The following is a 16,886-nucleotide window of genomic DNA, read 5'->3' as shown; positions in this document are numbered from 1 at the left end:
AACCGAACAATGTCCGTAGCAACCGCCGCAAGCCCTTGGTACAAGCACCTCTGGCCGTGGATCATCATCGGCATCCTGGCCTGTTCGGTGACCTTGACCCTGTCCATGGTGACCATCGCGGTCAACAACCCGGACAACCTGGTCAACGACAACTACTACGAGGCCGGCAAAGGCATCAACCGCTCCCTGGACCGTGAGCTGCTGGCCCAGACCTTGCAACTGCGCGCCAAGGTGCACCTGGATGAGCTGACCGGTGAAGTCGAGGTCAACCTCACCGGCTACAGCAACCCGAAAACCCTGGAATTGAACCTGATTTCCCCGACCCAGCCGGAGAAAGACCGCAAGATCAACCTGGCCCGCAGCGACAGCGAGCCCGGCCGCTACATCGGCCAGGTCACCGACAAGGTCGAAGGCCGGCGGTTCGTCGAGTTGCTCGGCGTGGAAGGCGACCGGACCTGGCGCATGTTCGAGGAAGAACAAGTCAGCCACGACAAGGACTTGCTGCTGGGTGATGAACCGTTGCAGGGTGCCGAAGACCTGAAAAAGTAAAAAGCCTGCGCTTCGCGCATCGGGGGCAAGCCCCCTCCCACACTGGATTGGGTTTACACATATCTATTGGTGAAATCAGTCAAACGTGGGAGGGGGCTTGCCCCCGATGAGGCCCTACCAGCCACCATAGATTCCCAAGCCATGACCACCCCCTGCTACCACTGCGCCCTCCCCGTCCCCTCCGGTAGCCGTTTCACCACGGTCATCCTCGGTGAGCGCCGCGAACTCTGCTGCCCCGGCTGCCAGGCCGTGGCCGAAGCCATCGTGGCCGGTGGCCTGGAAAGTTATTACCAGCACCGCAGCGAAGCCTCGGCCAACCCTGAGGCGTTGCCGGTGCAACTAGTGGACGAATTGGCGCTGTATGACCGCGCCGACGTGCAGAAACCCTTCGTGCGCCACGAGGGCGAGCTGGCCGAAACCACCCTGCTGATGGAGGGCATCAGCTGCGCCGCCTGCGGCTGGCTGATCGAGAAACACCTGCGCAGCCTGCCCGCCGTGGCCGAGGCGCGGTTGAACCTGTCCAACCACCGCCTGCACGTTCGTTGGGTTGATGGGCAACTGCCATTGAGCCAACTGCTCAGTGAACTGCGCCATATCGGCTACGCCGCTCACCCCTATCAGGCCGATCGCGCTGCCGAGCAGCTGGCCGGCGAAAATCGCCTGGCCCTGCGCCAATTGGGCGTGGCCGGCTTGCTGTGGTTCCAGGCAATGATGGCAACCATGGCTACCTGGCCGGAATTCAATATCGACCTGAGCCCGGAGCTGCACGTGATCCTGCGCTGGGTGGCGATGTTTCTTACAACACCCATCGTGTTCTACAGCTGCGCACCGTTTTTCAAGGGCGCCTTGCGCGACTTGCGCACGCGCCACCTGACCATGGATGTCTCGGTGTCCCTGGCCATCGGCGGGGCTTACCTGGCGGGCATCTGGACGGCAATCACCGGCGTGGGCGAGTTGTACTTCGATGCGGTGGGCATGTTTGCGTTGTTCCTGCTGGCCGGCCGTTACCTGGAGCGCCGCGCCAGGGAGCGCACGGCCGCCGCGACGGCGCAACTGGTGAACCTGCTGCCCGCCTCGTGCCTGCGACTCAAGGCCGACGGCCAGAGCGAGCGCATCCTGCTCCCCGAACTGACCCTGGGCGACCGCGTGCTGGTGCACCCCGGCGCCGTGCTGCCGGCGGATGGCGTGATCCTCGACGGGCAATCGAGCATCGATGAATCCCTGCTCACCGGTGAGTACCTGCCGCAACCGCGCCAAAGCGGCGATGCGGTCACGGCGGGCACGCTGAATGTCGAGGGGGCATTGACCGTCGAAGTACGTGCCCTGGGCCATGACACGCGCCTGTCCGCCATCGTGCGCCTGCTGGAGCGCGCCCAGGCCGATAAACCACGCCTGGCGCAGATCGCCGACCGCGCCGCACAGTGGTTCCTGTTGTGCTCGCTGATCGCCGCCGCGCTGATCGGCTTGCTGTGGTGGGAGCTGGATGCGTCGCGGGCGTTCTGGATTGTGCTGGCGATGCTGGTGGCGACCTGCCCCTGCGCGTTGTCCCTTGCGACACCTACCGCCCTCACCGCCGCCACCGGCACCTTGCACAAACTCGGGCTGCTGTTGACGCGCGGCCATGTGCTGGAAGGGCTCAACCAGATCGACACGGTGATCTTCGACAAGACCGGCACCCTCACCGAAGGGCGCCTGGCGTTGAGAGCCATACGCCCGCTGGGCACCTTGAGTACCGACCTGTGCCTGAGCCTCGCCGCCGCCCTGGAAAACCGCTCCGAACACCCGATTGCCCGCGCCTTTGGGCGTGCGCCAGTGGCCGCCGATGAGGTCGTCAGTTCGCCAGGACTGGGCCTTGAAGGTCGCGTCGGCGAGCGCGTATTGCGCATTGGCCAGCCGGGCTTTGTCTGCGAACTCAGTGGTTGCCCGATCCCGGCAGCGCCGGAGGTTTGCGGCCAATGGCTATTGCTCGGCGACCGCGACGGCGCCCTGGCCTGGTTCGTGCTCGACGACCGCCTGCGCAGTGATGCGCCTGCATTGCTGGCCGCGTGCAAGGCGCGGGGTTGGCGCACGCTATTGCTGTCCGGGGACAGTTCGCCGATGGTCGCCAGCGTCGCCGCCGAGCTGGGTATCGACGAGGCCCACGGCGGCCTGCGTCCGGATGACAAACTGCAGGTCCTTCAGCAACTGCACAAGCAAGGCTGCAAAGTGCTGATGCTTGGCGACGGTGTCAACGATGTGCCGGTACTCGCCGCCGCGGACATCAGTGTGGCGATGGGCACGGCCACCGACCTGGCCAAGACCAGCGCCGATGCGGTGTTGCTGTCAAACCGCCTGGACGCCCTGGTGCAAGCCTTTACTCTGGCGCGGCGCACTCGCCGGGTAATCATTGAAAACCTGCTGTGGGCCGGGTTGTACAATGGCCTTATGCTGCCGTTTGCCGCCCTGGGCTGGATCACTCCCATCTGGGCCGCGATCGGCATGTCCCTCAGTTCGTTGACCGTGGTGCTCAATGCCCTGCGCCTGACTCGCCTGCCGAGCGCGCCGGCCGCCCGAGCCCCCTCAGTAACCCGCCCGCTGCCAGTGTGAGCCGTGCGGACATGGAGTGCAGATGCCAGCTTTATACGTAATGATCCCGGCGGCGCTGCTGTTAGTGGGCGTGGCCATCTACATCTTCTTCTGGGCGGTGGACAGCGGCCAGTACGACGACCTCGACGGCCCGGCCCATAGCGTGCTGTTCGACGACCAGGACCCGAACCACCTGGCCGGCGTCGAAGAGGCCAACCACTCCGAACAACCACCAAAAGACCCGCCTCATGCTTGAGCTGGCGCCGCTGCTGGTCTCTGCACTGATCCTCGGCCTGCTCGGTGGAGGCCATTGCCTGGGCATGTGCGGCGGGTTGATGGGCGCGCTGACCCTGGCGATCCCCAAGGAGCAACGCGGCCGCCGGTTTCAACTGCTGCTGGCCTACAACCTGGGACGCATCCTCAGCTATGCCGCGGCCGGCGTGTTGATCGGCCTCGCCGGCTGGGCGGTGGCGAACAGCCCGGCGGCGATGTTCATGCGCGTGCTCGCCGGCCTGCTGTTGATCAGCATGGGCCTGTACCTGGCCGGCTGGTGGAGCGGTCTCACCCGTATCGAAAGCCTCGGACGCGGCCTATGGCGCTATATACAGCCGGTCGCCAACCGTTTGCTGCCCGTGTCCAACGTACCGCGTGCATTGCTGCTGGGCGCGTTGTGGGGATGGTTGCCGTGCGGATTGGTCTACAGCACGCTGCTATGGGCAGCGAGCCAGGGCAATGCGCTGGACAGCGGGTTACTGATGCTGGCATTCGGCTTGGGGACTTGGCCGGTGCTGTTGGCCACTGGACTGGCGGCGGAACGGGTGACGGCACTGTTGCGCAAGCGCAGCGTGAGGATGGCCGGTGGCTTGCTGGTAATTCTATTCGGCATTTGGACGTTGCCCGGTCCGCATCAGCACTGGCTAATGGGCCATTGAAAGGCCATGTGGCATAGCGCCGCTCCCTGTTGATGCAAATCAAGGTGGCCTCCCCGGCCAGCCCCTAGACTCGGCCCACTAGCCTATCCGGGGGAACGCCCGCATGCTCGACGCCATTCGTTGGGATACCGATCTGATTCACCGCTACGACCTGGCGGGACCGCGCTACACGTCCTACCCTACCGCCGTACAATTCGACAGCCAGGTCGGCACCTTCGACCTGCTCCACGCCCTGCGCGACAGCCGCAAGGCGGTGCGGCCGCTGTCGTTGTATGTGCATGTGCCGTTCTGCGCGAACATCTGCTACTACTGCGCCTGCAACAAGGTCATCACCAAGGACCGTGGCCGCGCCCAGGCCTACCTGCAACGCCTGGAGCAGGAAATCCAGCTGGTGGCGTGCCACCTCGACCCCAGACAGCCGGTGGAACAGCTGCACTTCGGCGGCGGCACCCCGACCTTTCTCAGCCACGACGAATTGCGCCAGGTGATGAGCTGCCTGCGCCAGCACTTCAATTTGCTGGATGACGATTCGGGCGACTACGGCATCGAGATCGACCCACGCGAAGCGGATTGGGCCACCATGGGCCTGCTGCGCGAACTGGGTTTCAACCGCGTGAGCATCGGCCTGCAAGACCTCGACCCCGAGGTACAACGGGCAGTCAACCGCCTGCAAAGCCTGGAAGAAACCCGCGCGGTGATCGATGCCGCACGCACCCTGCAATTTCGCTCGATCAATGTCGACCTGATCTACGGCCTGCCCAAGCAAACGCCGATCAATTTTGCGCGCACCGTGGAGGAGGTGATCAGGCTGCAACCCGACCGCTTGTCGGTGTTCAACTACGCTCACCTGCCCGAACGTTTCATGCCCCAGCGGCGCATCAACATCGATGAACTGCCGTCCCCGGCGTCAAAGCTGCTGATGCTGCAAACCACCATCGAGCAACTGACCCAGGCCGGCTACCGTTACATCGGCATGGACCACTTCGCCCTGCCCGACGACGAGTTGGCCATCGCCCAGGAAGAAGGCACCCTGCAGCGCAATTTCCAGGGCTATACCACCCACGGTCATTGCGACTTGATCGGGCTCGGGGTGTCAGCGATCAGCCAGATCGGCGACCTGTACTGCCAGAACAGCAGTGACCTCAACGCCTACCAGAACACCCTGGCCGGCGCGCAACTGGCCACCAGTCGCGGCCTGGTCTGTACCACGGACGATCGCTTGCGGCGGGAGGTGATTCAGCAGTTGATCTGCAATTTCAGCCTGGCATTCGAGACGATCGAGCAAGCCTTCAACATGGATTTTCGCGGGTATTTCGACGACATCTGGCCGCAACTGACGGCGATGGCCGAGGATGGCCTGATCGAACTCGACGCCCAAGGCATTCGCGTTTTGCCAGCCGGGCGCCTGCTGGTGCGTTCGGTGTGCATGGTGTTCGATGCCTACCTGGAGCACCAGAACAGGCAGCGGTTTTCGCGGGTGATCTGAAACACCCTACGCCATAGCGAGGGAGCCGGCCTTCAACGCGTCTTCCCCGCTGAGGCCTTTCATGGCCTTGGCCAGGGAGGTTTGTGCGGTCATCAGGCTCGCTTGCAACTGGGCAAGCGCCCCTTGCAGATTGCTGACCTTGATCCGTGCCTCGTCGGGGCTGAGGCTCTTGTCCGCCATCACGGCTTGCAGTTCGGCCTGCTTCTCGGCGATCTGCTCCTTGAGCTTGCGAATCATCTTGAGAACCTGCTGGACGTTATCCGGCAGACCGCTGTCTTCGATGTCGTTGCTGGGTTTCTTGGCCTCCGTCAGGGCTTTCAAGGCAGCTCCGGAAAAGGTCACCTTCACCCCCTCCTCGTCCTTTTTTTCCCGTAGCGGCGCCTCAGTAGCGTCCTTGAGCGCTTTGGCAGCCTTGGCGAGCCTGGCCTCTGCCACCAAGTCTTTCGGCTCCGCAAAGGACTGCACCTGAGTGCGTGCAGCGTTCGTTGCACCGATGGAAATCATGATATCGAGCCTCCAAGCTCAAGGGTTCGTGACTTTGTATCGGCGGCGACACAAAACTCTTTATACCGTTGCTGGTTTTTTGTACACGCTGGCCTCACCAGCCCACAGTGCGTTACCCTTACGTCTTATGTGTGTTTTCCCACAAGGATTTAAGAAATGTCCGAGCCAGTTAAACTGCGCGCTCACAGCCAGGCTCATTGCAAGGATTGCAGCCTGGCCCCCCTCTGCTTGCCACTTTCGTTGAATCTGGAAGACATGGATGCGCTGGACGAGATCGTTAAACGTGGTCGCCCGCTGAAAAAAGGCGAGTTCCTGTTTCGCCAGGGCGATAAGTTCGATTCCGTTTATGCAGTACGCTCGGGTGCGTTGAAGACATTCAGCCTGAGCGACAGCGGCGAAGAACAGCTCACCGGTTTCCACCTGCCCAGCGAACTGGTGGGCTTGTCGGGCATGGACACCGAGATCCACCCGGTGTCGGCCCAGGCGCTGGAGACAACCTCGGTGTGCGAAATCCCCTTCGAGCGCCTTGACGAGCTGGCCCTGCAATTGCCGCAACTGCGCCGCCAGTTGATGCGCGTAATGAGCCGCGAGATTCGTGACGACCAGCAAATGATGCTGCTGTTGTCGAAGAAAACCGCCGACGAGCGCATCGCGACTTTCCTGGTCAACCTGTCGGCGCGGTTCCGTGCCCGGGGTTTCTCGGCCAACCAGTTCCGCCTGAGCATGTCGCGCAACGAAATCGGCAACTACCTGGGCCTGGCGGTGGAAACCGTGTCCCGCGTATTTACCCGTTTCCAGCAGAACGAGCTGATCGCCGCCGAAGGCAAGGAAGTGCATATCCTCGACCCTATCCAGTTGTGCGCGCTGGCCGGTGGTTCGTTAGACGGTTGACGCAGACACTTGCGGCCGCGCCAACCGGCGAGGCCGCAGGTATACTTCGAGTCCGTTTCCAGCCCCAGGACTCTTCGACGATGACCTTCGATTCGTTCGACATCAAATCCCTGATCCGTCCCGTCATCGACTTCCCCAAGCCCGGGGTGATCTTTCGTGACATCACGCCGCTGTTCCAATCGCCCCGAGCCCTGCGCCTGGTGGCCGACACCTTTGCCCACCGCTACGTCGAGACCGATTTCACCCATATCGGCGCCATGGATGCGCGGGGTTTCCTGATCGGTTCGATCATCGCCTACCAACTGAACAAGCCGCTGATCCTGTTCCGCAAGCAGGGCAAGCTGCCCGCTGACGTGCTGGCCGAGGGTTACCAGACCGAGTACGGCGAGGCCTTCCTCGAAGTGCACGCCGACAGCCTGTGCGAAGGCGACTCGGTGTTGATGTTCGATGACCTGATCGCCACCGGCGGCACCCTGATCGCGGCGGCGAACCTGGTACGCCGCATGGGCGCGAAGATCTTCGAGGCCGCGGCGATCATTGATTTGCCGGAGCTGGGGGGGTCGCAACGTTTGGAGGACATGGGGATTGCGACATTCTGCCTGACGCAGTTTGCGCTGACTGAACAATAACGCTTGCCTGGGCTGACGCCATCGGGGGCAAGCCCCCTCCCACATTTTGATCTGTGAACCGGTCAAGTGTGGGAGGGGGCTTGCCCCCGATGAGGCACTGAAAGGCACTAAAGATCAGAAGCCCATCTGCTTGCTGATGATTTCATTCATTACCTCACGGGTGCCGCCACCGATGGAGAGGATACGGTTGTCGCGATACAACCGCTCCACCAGGCTGCCACGCATATAACCCTGGCCCCCGAGGATCTGCACCGCGTCGTAGGTGACGCGGTCGGCGGTGTCGGTGGCAAGGTTCTTGGCCATGGATATCTCCTTGATCACGCTGATACCGGCGGCCATCTTTGCTGCCTGCCGATAAGTGAACTCCCGAGAGACCTCCACGGCGGTGGCCATTTCCGCCAGGCGATGCTTGATCACCTGGAATTTGCCGATGGGTTTGCCGAAGGCTTCGCGCTCGGCGGCCCATTTGAGGCTTTCCTCCAGGGCCAGTTGCGCGGTCATGTTGGCCATGAGCGCCAGGGCCAGGCGCTCGCTCTGGAAGTTGCCCATGATGCAGGCAAAGCCCATGTTTTCGGCGCCGATCAGGTTGCCTACGGGCACCCGACAATCGTCGAAGAACAATTCAGCCGTGTCCGACGCCCACCAGCCCATTTTCTTCAGGGGCTGGCCGACGGTAAAACCGGGAGTGTCTTTTTCGATCAGCAGCAGGCTGATCCCGGCAAAGCCCGGCCCGCCAGTGCGGACGGCGACGGTGTAGAAATCGGCGCGGATGCCGCTGGTAATGAAAGTCTTGCTGCCGCTGACGCGGTAATGGTCGCCGTCACGAATGGCCCGGGTTTGCAGGCTGGCCACATCAGAACCGCCACCCGGTTCGGTGACTGCCAGGGCGATGATCTTTTCGCCGGCCAGCACCTGGGGCACCACCCGTTCGCGGACCTCGGGCCTGGCCCATTTGACCACCGGCGGCAAACCGATATCGAGCGACCCCAAGCCTGCCACCACGCCACCGGAGCCACAGCGCATCAGTTCCTCGCTGGCCGCGACCTTGGCAAACAGATCACCGTCGTGGCTGCCGCCGAAAGCTTCGGGATAACCGATACCGAGGATGCCCGCCGCTCCGGCCTTGAGGTACAACTCCCGGGGAAAGCTTTCGGCCTCCTCCCATTGCTCGATACCCGGCAGCATCTCGCGCTCGACAAAGCGACGCACGCTGTCGCGGACCAATTGGTGGCTGGGGTCGAAGTAGTCCTGATAGGCAGACATCGGCAAGCTCCACGGTGAGGTGGAGCGAAATTACCAAGCGCTTGCTTGGTTATCAAGTCATGGAGTCAGAGCGCGATAGGTTTGCGGCCGGCGAATGAATGCGCCAGCGTGCCGCCATCGACCAATTCCAACTCGCCACCCAGCGGCACGCCATGGGCAATGCGCGAGGTGATCAGACCTTTGTTGGTGAGCAGTTGGGCAATGTAATGCGCGGTTGCCTCGCCTTCCACCGTCGGGTTGGTGGCCAGGATCACTTCGGTAAAGGTGCCCTGCTCTTCGATGCGCGCCACCAGTTGCGGAATGCCGATGGCTTCCGGGCCAAGGCCGTCCAGGGGCGACAGGTGGCCCTTGAGCACGAAGTAGCGCCCGCGATAGCCGGTCTGCTCCACCGCGTATACATCCATCGGCCCTTCCACCACGCACAGCAGCGTGTCGTCGCGGCGCGGGTCGGCGCATTGCGGGCAGAGTTCTTCTTCGGTGAGGGTGCGACACTGGCGACAGTGACCCACGCCGGTCATGGCCTGGCTCAAGGCCTGGGCCAATCGGGTGCCGCCGCTGCGATCACGCTCCAGCAGTTGCAGCGCCATACGCTGGGCGGTTTTCTGGCCGACACCCGGCAATGTGCGCAAGGCGTCGATCAGTTGGCGAATCAGGGGGCTGAAGCTCATGGGCATGGGTCCGACAAAACAACGAGACGCGGTTTATACCCGCGCCCCGGATTAGCGTCAAATACTCAATCCTGCGCGACGCGTACCACCAACTTGCCGAAATTGCGCCCTTCCAGCAAACCGATAAAGGCTTCGGGCGCCTGCTCCAGACCGTCGACCACATCCTCGCGGAACTTGATCTTGCCGTCGCGCACCCACGGCGCCATGGCGCTGAGGAATTCAGGCTGGCGGTCACCGTAGTCATCGAACACGATAAAGCCCTGGATGCGCACACGCTTGGTCAACAAGGTACGTTGCAGTGCCGGCAAACGATCAGGCCCGCTGGGGGCTTCATGGGCGTTGTAGCCGGCGATCAGCCCGCACAGCGGGATGCGAGCCTTCGGATTCAACAACGGCACCACCGCATCGAACACCTTGCCGCCGACGTTTTCAAAATAGATGTCGACGCCCTTGAAGCACGTCTGCGCCAGGTCATCGGCAAAGGTCGCGCTCTTGTGATCGACGCAGGCATCAAAGCCCAGCTCGTCCACTACATAGCGGCACTTTTCTGCGCCCCCCGCGATCCCGACCACACGCAAGCCCTTGAGCTTGGCTACCTGCCCGACCACCGAGCCCACCGCGCCGGACGCGGCCGCCACCACCAGGGTTTCCCCGGCCTTGGGCTGACCGATGTCCATCAGGCCCATGTAGGCCGTCATGCCCGGCATACCCAGCACGCCCAGTGCCATCGACGGGCTGGCCAGGCCCTTGGGCACCGGCATCAGGTTGCGACCATCGGAAATGCTGTGACTCTGCCAACCGGTAGCACCCACCACCAGGTCGCCCACTTCGAATTTCGGATTACGCGACTGCTCGATACGACTGACAGCGCCACCGGTCATCACTTCGTCGATTTCTACCGGCGCCGCGTAGGACGGTGCATCGCTCATGCGGCCGCGCATGTAGGGGTCGAGGGACAGGTACAGGGTTTTCAGCAGGACCTGGCCGTCTGCCAGCTCCGGCAGATTCACCCGTTCCAGGCGGAAATTTTCCGGGGTGGGTGCGCCCTGGGGGCGCGAGACCAGGACGATGCGCTGGTTCAGGGTCGGTTCTTGAGGCATGAAGGGGCTCCTTTATCGAATCCATCGGTATAGGGTGCAGACCATGCGTGGCGTGCCCGGGTTCGATCCAATTGGCACAAACAAAAATGCCAGGCACAAGGCCTGGCATTGGAGTCTAGCTAAAGCACGCCGATCAGAACGGCAGCTTCATGCCCGGAGGCAGTTGCATGCCCGCGGTCACGCCGGACATTTTGTCCTGGCTGTTGGCTTCGATCTTGCGCACAGCGTCGTTGACGGCCGCGGCGAACAAGTCTTCCAGCACTTCGCGGTCATCATCGCTGACGCCTTCGAGCAGGCTCGGGTCGATGCTCACGCGCTTGATGTCGTGACGACCAGTCATCACCACGCTGACCATATCGCCACCGGCTTTACCGGTGACTTCGGCGTTGGCCAGTTCTTCCTGCATCTTGGCCATCTTTTCCTGCATCTGCTGCGCCTGCTTCATCAGGCCGGCCATGCCACCTTTCATCATGGGAATCACCTCAAAAGTACGTGGATCAATAAGTAGCCCGGTTTTATGACGCTTGGGGCACCGGGGCTTCGACAGGTTCAATAGTATCGTGACGCACGACCGCACCGAACTGTTGCATCATTTGCTGGATGAGCGGATCGGCATGGATCGAATCCTCGGCCTCACGCTGGCGGTTGATGCGCCGACGAGTCGCGGCCTGGGCCGGGGTTTCCTGCTCGGGCTTGATCAGCTCTATGGCGATGGTCAGCGTGCGCCCATGGTACTGGTTCAGCGCATCGTTGAGACGGCGCTGCTGGGTCGCGTTGAACAGGGCGCTGTGGGCCGGGTCCAGATGCAACAGCCAGTGGTCGCCTTCGATGGAGATCAATGTGCAGTTGGCGGCGATGCTGCCGGTCATGCCGGAGATCGGCAGTTTCGGGAACAGCTCCAGCCATTGCAGGGCCAGGCCGGTGGCGGGGGCCGCAGCGGGTTCCGCTTCGGGCTCGGGGGCCGGTTCGGCGGTGTGCTCGCTGGCCAGGTCGTCCAGGTAGCTGTAGGCCGAATCCATGTCCGGCTCGATGTAGTCTTCGTCCAGCGGCGGTTCGTCGTCGAGGTCGATACCCGGCGTGGCGGCTTCCACCTGGGCCACGGTCGGCTCGGGGACGGGGGCAGACACCCATTCGGGGGCATCCGGCACCACGCTATCCGGAGTCGGCGTGGGCATCGGTGTCAGTTCGGGCTGCTCGCCGCTGGTTTCCAGCACGGGCTCCACGGCGGGCGCTTGCTCGGCCTCGGCGTCTGCTTCGACCGGATCATTCCAGGGCAGGTCGACGACCGGCTCGGGCTCGACAATGGGTGCCGGCTCGACCACTGGCGCAGCTGCCACAGGTTCAGGCACCGGTGCAGGTGCAGCAACCACTGGTGCGACCTGCGCCGCGCCAGCCACTGGTTTGGCGGAATCAACTGTGGCCTGGCTGATCCCCACTGGCTTTAGCGGCTGTCTCGGCGCGTCTGCCGAATCAGCGGGCCGGAACGCCAGCATTCGCAGCAACACCATTTCAAAGCCGCCGCGCGGGTCGGGCGCCAGGGGCAAGTCGCGGCGACCGATCAGGCCCATCTGGTAGTAGAACTGCACATCTTCAGCCGGCAGCGCCTGGGCCAGGGCCAGCACGCGGTCGCGGTCGCCATGGCCGTTGTCGACGCCTTCGGGCAGCGCCTGGGCGATGGCGACACGGTGCAGCACATTGAGAATTTCCGAGAGCACGCCGTTCCAGTCCGGGCCTTGCTCCGACAGGTGGCGCACGGCTTCGAGCAGCGCTTTGGCGTCGCCTTCGATCAGCGCGTGCAGCACGTCGAAGACCTGGCCGTGATCGAGGGTGCCGAGCATGGCGCGCACGTCGGCGGCCATGACCTTGCCTTCACCAAAGGCGATGGCCTGGTCGGTGAGGCTCATGGCATCGCGCATCGAACCATCGGCGGCGCGACCGAGCAACCACAGCGCGTCGTCTTCGAACGGTACGTTCTCGACGCCCAGCACATGAGTCAAATGCTCGACCACGCGCTCGGGGGTCATGTTTTTCAGGGAGAACTGCAGGCACCGCGACAGAATGGTTGCAGGAAGTTTCTGCGGATCGGTGGTGGCCAGGATGAATTTGACGTAGGGCGGCGGCTCTTCCAGGGTTTTCAACAGGGCGTTGAAGGAATGGCTGGACAGCATGTGCACTTCGTCGATCAGGTAGACCTTGAAGCGGCCACGGCTGGGCGCGTACTGCACGTTGTCGAGCAACTCGCGGGTGTCTTCGACCTTGGTGCGGCTCGCGGCGTCGATCTCGATCAGGTCGACGAAACGCCCTTCGTCGATTTCCTTGCACACCGAGCAGGTGCCGCAGGGCGTCGAAGTGATACCGGTTTCACAGTTCAGGCACTTGGCAATGATGCGCGCAATGGTGGTCTTGCCCACCCCACGGGTACCGGTGAACAGGTAGGCGTGGTGCAGCCGTTGGCTGTCCAAGGCATTGATCAGAGCCTTGAGCACATGGGTCTGGCCGACCATTTCGCGGAACGAGCGCGGACGCCATTTACGTGCAAGAACCTGATAACTCATCGAAAACCGTCGCAACTGGGAAGCGGAAGCCGGTAATGCTAGCGGAGCAAGGGGGAAATTGCATCCGGCACGCTCGCCTAATCTGACTAAGCTTGCCTGGTTGGCCCCAAAAAGGCATGAACCCGGAGTGTGTATGCGCGTAGTCCTGGGCGCTTTATGGATGATCACCACGGCTTGCCTGGCAGCGCCCGCACCGTTGCGTTTCTCGGTTTCCGACAGCTGGGCGATGCCCATGGTGCAACTGGACAACGACCGGCCCACCCAGGGCATTTTGTATGACCTGATGTTGAGCCTGGCTACCCAGGTCGGACGGCCGGCCGAATTCCATGTGTTGGCACGGGCGCGTATCTCAAGCGCCATGGAGCATGGCGATATCGATGTGCGCTGTTATGTCACCCAGGCCTGGGTCGACGAAGCGTCCGGCGATTACGTCTGGAGCGTGCCGCTGATGGTGCAGCGCAACCTGTTGGTGAGCACCCACATCCCCCCGAAGCCGATACAGCTGGACACACTCGCACCGCAGGCCATCGGCACTGTGCTCAACTACCGCTACGCGTCCCTCGACCCTCTGTTCGCCAGAGGCCAGCTCAGCCGCGACGACGCGCGCAGCGAAGAGCAGGTGCTGCACAAACTGGTGGCCGGGCGCTTCAAGTTTGCGGTGAGCAACGAATGGATACTCGAGCGGTTCAACCAACGCATGCCGGTCGGCAAGCGGCTGCACAAGGTTGCGGTGATTGATGAGCAGCGCCTGGGCTGCATCGTGCGCAACGACCCGAAAGTGCCGGTGCAGCTGATCCTGCGTACCTTGCTGCGCATGCAGCAGTCGGGCGAGATCGAGCAGATCATCCGGCTCTACACCGGTGAGACTCCTGACAGAAACTGACAATGCCGCCTTATAGACTTGGCTCCATCGAATCGAACACGCATTCCCAAGGAGCCTGCATGAACACCCTCGCCCATTACTTCCTGTTGTACGTCGACAGCCCGGCCACCAGCGCCAACTTCTATAGCCGCCTGCTGGACAAGCCGCCCGTGGAACTCAACCCGACCTTCGCGCTGTTCATTCTCGACAATGGCGTAAAGCTGGGGCTGTGGTCGCGTCATACCGTGGAACCGGCGGCCCGGCTCACCGGGGGTGGCGGCGAAGTGGGCCTGTCCCTGGCTGACCAGGCCGCGGTGGACGCGCTGCATGATCAATGGGTAGAGCGCGGCGCAACCATCATCCAGTCACCGACCACCCTGGATTTCGGCTACACCTTCGTCGCCCAGGACCTCGATGGCCACCGGCTGCGCGCGTTTTGCCTGAGCGGCTGACCGCCAGCGCTCCTCCAGGCTGATGGCGGCCACGCTGGCCAGCACGATCACGCCGCCCAGCACCACTTGCAGGGCGATGTGCTCACCGAGCAGCGTGGCCGCCATCGTCATCGCCACCGGGGGGATCAGGTACATCGCTACCGAGGCGCGGCTGACCTCGACATGTTTCAACACATAGCCCCAGGCCAGGTACGCCAGAGCGCTGGGGAAAACCCCGAGCACCAGCACCGCGAGGTTCTCGGGCAACGGCGCCTGTACCACCGCAGCCGGCAGGCCCGGCAGGTTCACGCAGAGCATCAAGGTGCCGGCCCAGACCATGTAGCACGCCATCGCCAGCGGGCTGTAGCGATGGGCGTAGTGTTTCTGGATGGCGAAGTACAGGCTCCATGAGACTGCCGCCAGCAGAATCAGCAAGCCGCGCGGGTCAATATCACCCACGCCGTGATCGCCCCAGATCACCACCAGCACGCCGAGCAACCCCAGCAGCACGCAGCTCCAGCGCCAGAGGCTGACCCGCTCCTTCAAGCAGAAGAACGCGATCAACACGCTGAACAGCGGCGCCGATTGTGCCAGCACACTGGACGCCGCCGCCGTCACGAATTGCTGCCCATAATTGAGGCTGGTGTGGTGCAGGAACACGCCGAAAAAACTCAACACCAACAGCCACGGCAGATCCCGCAGGCGTGGCCGACCGATGCCGAGCACCAGCGCCACGCCGGCCATGAACAGCGAGGCGATCAGAAACCGCAGCAGCGCAAGCTGGCCAGGGCTGTAGCTGTGCAGGCCCGTGTGCACGCCAATCGGCGAATAGGCCCAACAGAGGATGACGCTGGCGATGACTAGCGTAAGCTTCAGGGGTGACGGGGTGTTCATCGACGGTATCCGAAAACGGGGAAGGAATGCCGTCAGTCTTCGCCCGAGCAACGCGCAGGACAATTAACCGTTTCTGACTTCTGAAATCACTGGAACTGAGCAATGGAACTGGCCCAACTGAAAATGGTGCGCGCCGTGGCACAAACCGGCAGCGTGGCCCAGGCCGCCGTGCAATTGCATTGTGTGCCGTCCAACATCACCACGCGCATCAAGCAGCTGGAAAGCGAGTTGGGCACACCGCTGTTTATCCGTGCCGGACGCGGGCTGGCGATCAGTGCGGCCGGTGAGATCTTCCTGGAATATTGCGAACGGATCCTGGCCCTGGTGGACGAATCCAAACGCGCCGTCGATGCCAATGCCATCCCCCGTGGCACCCTGCGTATCGGTGCTGTGGAGTCCAGCGCCAGCGGACGCCTGCCGCCGTTGCTGGCCGAATACCATCGGCGCTACCCGGATGTCAGCCTGGAGCTGGTGACCGGCGCCTGGGGCGAACTGCTCGATGACCTGCAACACCACCGCCTGGACGTGGCGCTGGTGGCCGCGGGCAACAAACGCGCAAAGCTCGAACACAGCGTGGTCTACAGTGAACGCCTGGTGTTGATCGCCAGCGCCTCCAGCGCACCGATCCACAGCGCCGAAGACCTGGCCGGCCGCACGCTGCTGGTATGGCCGCCCGGCTGCCCTTATCGAGCGGCGTTGGAGAACTGGGTCAAGCCCCACGCGTTCAAGCCGGCCATTGCCAGCTATGCCAGCTGGGGCACGATCATCGGTTGTGTCAGTGCGGGAATTGGCGTGGCACTGGCGCCGGAGGGCATCCTGGCCCGCTATGAACAGGCCAACCAATTGGCGTCGTACCGGTTCGAGGAACTGCAGGCGGTGGACAACCTGCTGTTCTGGCACAAGGACACCCAGCGGCACCTGGCACGGGATGCGTTTGCCGGGTTGTTGCGCGAAACCTTCGGCTGATCAGCTTTTGGGTGCCGCCAGACGGCTGTACTGATCCTGGCTGATCCACCCGGTAAACGAACGATCATCGGCATTGATGAACTCGACCTGGGCCCAGCCATCCTTGAAGGCCAGGACCCCCACTACGTCATTCTTGACGATGTACGGACGCTTGGCGGCCTTGGCGCTTGGGTTTTTCAGCAGGTAAGCCTTGTCGGCGGACACCTTCACCAGGCCGATCCATTTCGTGTTGGCGGTCTGGCTCAGGTCCAGGCCGGTGGCGATCTCCGGCATCAGCACATTGAGGCAACCCGGATGCTGGCGGCCTTCTGCCACGGTCAGGGTCACGCCATCGGACGAGGGTGCCACGCTGCCGGGGTAGGTGGCGTCGGCCCAGGTGGTCAACGCCGCGGGTTTGCCCTGCAGGTAGAACGCGCAACTGCGGGTCACGCCTTCGCCCATCTCCTCCGAGTAGTAACCTTCCACCTGATGCTCAGGCGTCACCGCCAGCATCAGCCCTTCGTACTTGCCCGAATGCAACGCGGGCGAACCGGCAAACGCAGGGGCTACAGCACACAACGACAACAGGCCCATCGCTAGAAAACGGATCAT

18 protein-coding genes are annotated in these 16,886 nt (G+C 62.9%); 10 read left to right on the top strand and 8 right to left on the bottom strand.

Annotation, left to right across the window (positions count from 1 at the left end):
• Positions 1 to 9 precede the first annotated feature (9 nt).
• The 5 genes from BM017_RS08350 to hemN all read left to right on the top strand — a co-directional run bounded on the left by BM017_RS08350 (position 10) and on the right by hemN (position 5,532).
• Complete coding sequence (locus tag BM017_RS08350; protein WP_071491367.1) at positions 10 to 549, top strand: FixH family protein; 540 nt, start codon at positions 10 to 12, stop codon at positions 547 to 549.
• A 141-nt stretch (positions 550 to 690) separates the two neighbouring features.
• On the top strand, positions 691 to 3,135 hold the full coding sequence (locus BM017_RS08345) for a heavy metal translocating P-type ATPase (RefSeq protein WP_092242831.1): 2,445 nt from the start codon (positions 691 to 693) through the stop codon (positions 3,133 to 3,135).
• 22 nt (positions 3,136 to 3,157) lie between these two features.
• Positions 3,158 to 3,370, top strand: a complete 213-nt coding sequence (ccoS, locus tag BM017_RS08340) for a cbb3-type cytochrome oxidase assembly protein CcoS (protein ID WP_092242829.1) — start codon at positions 3,158 to 3,160, stop codon at positions 3,368 to 3,370.
• On the top strand, positions 3,363 to 4,046 hold the full coding sequence (locus BM017_RS08335) for a sulfite exporter TauE/SafE family protein (protein WP_071491369.1): 684 nt from the start codon (positions 3,363 to 3,365) through the stop codon (positions 4,044 to 4,046). The genes ccoS and BM017_RS08335 overlap by 8 nt, the downstream gene beginning before the upstream one ends.
• 103 nt (positions 4,047 to 4,149) lie before the next feature.
• On the top strand, positions 4,150 to 5,532 hold the full coding sequence (gene hemN, locus BM017_RS08330) for an oxygen-independent coproporphyrinogen III oxidase (protein WP_092242824.1): 1,383 nt from the start codon (positions 4,150 to 4,152) through the stop codon (positions 5,530 to 5,532).
• Between the two features lie 6 nt (positions 5,533 to 5,538).
• On the opposite strand, the gene BM017_RS08325 is transcribed toward hemN, so the two are convergent.
• Positions 5,539 to 6,036: a hypothetical protein gene (locus BM017_RS08325; RefSeq protein ID WP_092242817.1), complete on the bottom strand. Its 498-nt coding sequence runs from the start codon at positions 6,034 to 6,036 to the stop codon at positions 5,539 to 5,541.
• A gap of 156 nt (positions 6,037 to 6,192) precedes the next feature.
• Here BM017_RS08325 and fnr point away from each other — a divergent pair, with 156 nt between their 5' ends.
• On the top strand, positions 6,193 to 6,927 hold the full coding sequence (gene fnr / locus BM017_RS08320; RefSeq protein ID WP_071491372.1) for a fumarate/nitrate reduction transcriptional regulator Fnr: 735 nt from the start codon (positions 6,193 to 6,195) through the stop codon (positions 6,925 to 6,927).
• Between the two features lie 80 nt (positions 6,928 to 7,007).
• Positions 7,008 to 7,556, top strand: a complete 549-nt coding sequence (locus BM017_RS08315) for an adenine phosphoribosyltransferase (RefSeq protein ID WP_071491373.1) — start codon at positions 7,008 to 7,010, stop codon at positions 7,554 to 7,556.
• A gap of 114 nt (positions 7,557 to 7,670) precedes the next feature.
• Here BM017_RS08315 and BM017_RS08310 read toward each other — a convergent pair whose 3' ends face one another.
• The 5 genes from BM017_RS08310 to dnaX all read right to left on the bottom strand — a co-directional run bounded on the left by BM017_RS08310 (position 7,671) and on the right by dnaX (position 13,142).
• Complete coding sequence (locus tag BM017_RS08310; RefSeq protein WP_092242814.1) at positions 7,671 to 8,819, bottom strand: acyl-CoA dehydrogenase family protein; 1,149 nt, start codon at positions 8,817 to 8,819, stop codon at positions 7,671 to 7,673.
• 65 nt (positions 8,820 to 8,884) lie between these two features.
• A complete protein-coding gene (gene recR / locus BM017_RS08305) occupies positions 8,885 to 9,487 on the bottom strand; it encodes a recombination mediator RecR (RefSeq protein ID WP_015885312.1) in 603 nt (200 codons plus the stop codon).
• A gap of 65 nt (positions 9,488 to 9,552) precedes the next feature.
• Positions 9,553 to 10,587, bottom strand: a complete 1,035-nt coding sequence (locus BM017_RS08300) for an NADP-dependent oxidoreductase (RefSeq protein ID WP_092242811.1) — start codon at positions 10,585 to 10,587, stop codon at positions 9,553 to 9,555.
• A 133-nt stretch (positions 10,588 to 10,720) separates the two neighbouring features.
• The gene (locus tag BM017_RS08295) at positions 10,721 to 11,059 is read right to left on the bottom strand and encodes a YbaB/EbfC family nucleoid-associated protein (RefSeq protein WP_017527493.1); all 339 of its coding nucleotides are present in this window, start codon (positions 11,057 to 11,059) and stop codon (positions 10,721 to 10,723) included.
• A 43-nt stretch (positions 11,060 to 11,102) separates the two neighbouring features.
• The gene (dnaX, locus tag BM017_RS08290; protein WP_092242809.1) at positions 11,103 to 13,142 is read right to left on the bottom strand and encodes a DNA polymerase III subunit gamma/tau; all 2,040 of its coding nucleotides are present in this window, start codon (positions 13,140 to 13,142) and stop codon (positions 11,103 to 11,105) included.
• Positions 13,143 to 13,275: 133 nt separating this feature from the next.
• Between dnaX and BM017_RS08285 the strand changes: the two genes are divergently transcribed.
• Together BM017_RS08285 and BM017_RS08280 are read left to right on the top strand one after the other, a co-directional pair.
• Complete coding sequence (locus BM017_RS08285) at positions 13,276 to 14,025, top strand: substrate-binding periplasmic protein (protein WP_092242806.1); 750 nt, start codon at positions 13,276 to 13,278, stop codon at positions 14,023 to 14,025.
• 59 nt (positions 14,026 to 14,084) lie between these two features.
• Positions 14,085 to 14,456, top strand: coding sequence for a VOC family protein (locus BM017_RS08280; protein ID WP_092242803.1), 372 nt, complete (start codon positions 14,085 to 14,087; stop codon positions 14,454 to 14,456).
• Here BM017_RS08280 and BM017_RS08275 read toward each other — a convergent pair.
• Positions 14,370 to 15,329: a DMT family transporter gene (locus BM017_RS08275; protein ID WP_092242800.1), complete on the bottom strand. Its 960-nt coding sequence runs from the start codon at positions 15,327 to 15,329 to the stop codon at positions 14,370 to 14,372. The genes BM017_RS08280 and BM017_RS08275 overlap by 87 nt on opposite strands.
• Before the next feature lie 102 nt (positions 15,330 to 15,431).
• Here BM017_RS08275 and BM017_RS08270 point away from each other — a divergent pair, with 102 nt between their 5' ends.
• Positions 15,432 to 16,295, top strand: coding sequence for a LysR family transcriptional regulator (locus BM017_RS08270; protein WP_071491380.1), 864 nt, complete (start codon positions 15,432 to 15,434; stop codon positions 16,293 to 16,295).
• On the opposite strand, the gene BM017_RS08265 is transcribed toward BM017_RS08270, so the two are convergent.
• Complete coding sequence (locus BM017_RS08265; RefSeq protein WP_092242797.1) at positions 16,296 to 16,886, bottom strand: hypothetical protein; 591 nt, start codon at positions 16,884 to 16,886, stop codon at positions 16,296 to 16,298. It abuts the gene before it with no gap.

Source organism: Pseudomonas sp. NFPP04, from assembly GCF_900113815.1.
Taxonomy (GTDB): Bacteria; Pseudomonadota; Gammaproteobacteria; order Pseudomonadales; family Pseudomonadaceae; genus Aquipseudomonas; species Aquipseudomonas extremorientalis.
This window is presented reverse-complemented; position numbering and strand designations above follow the sequence as displayed.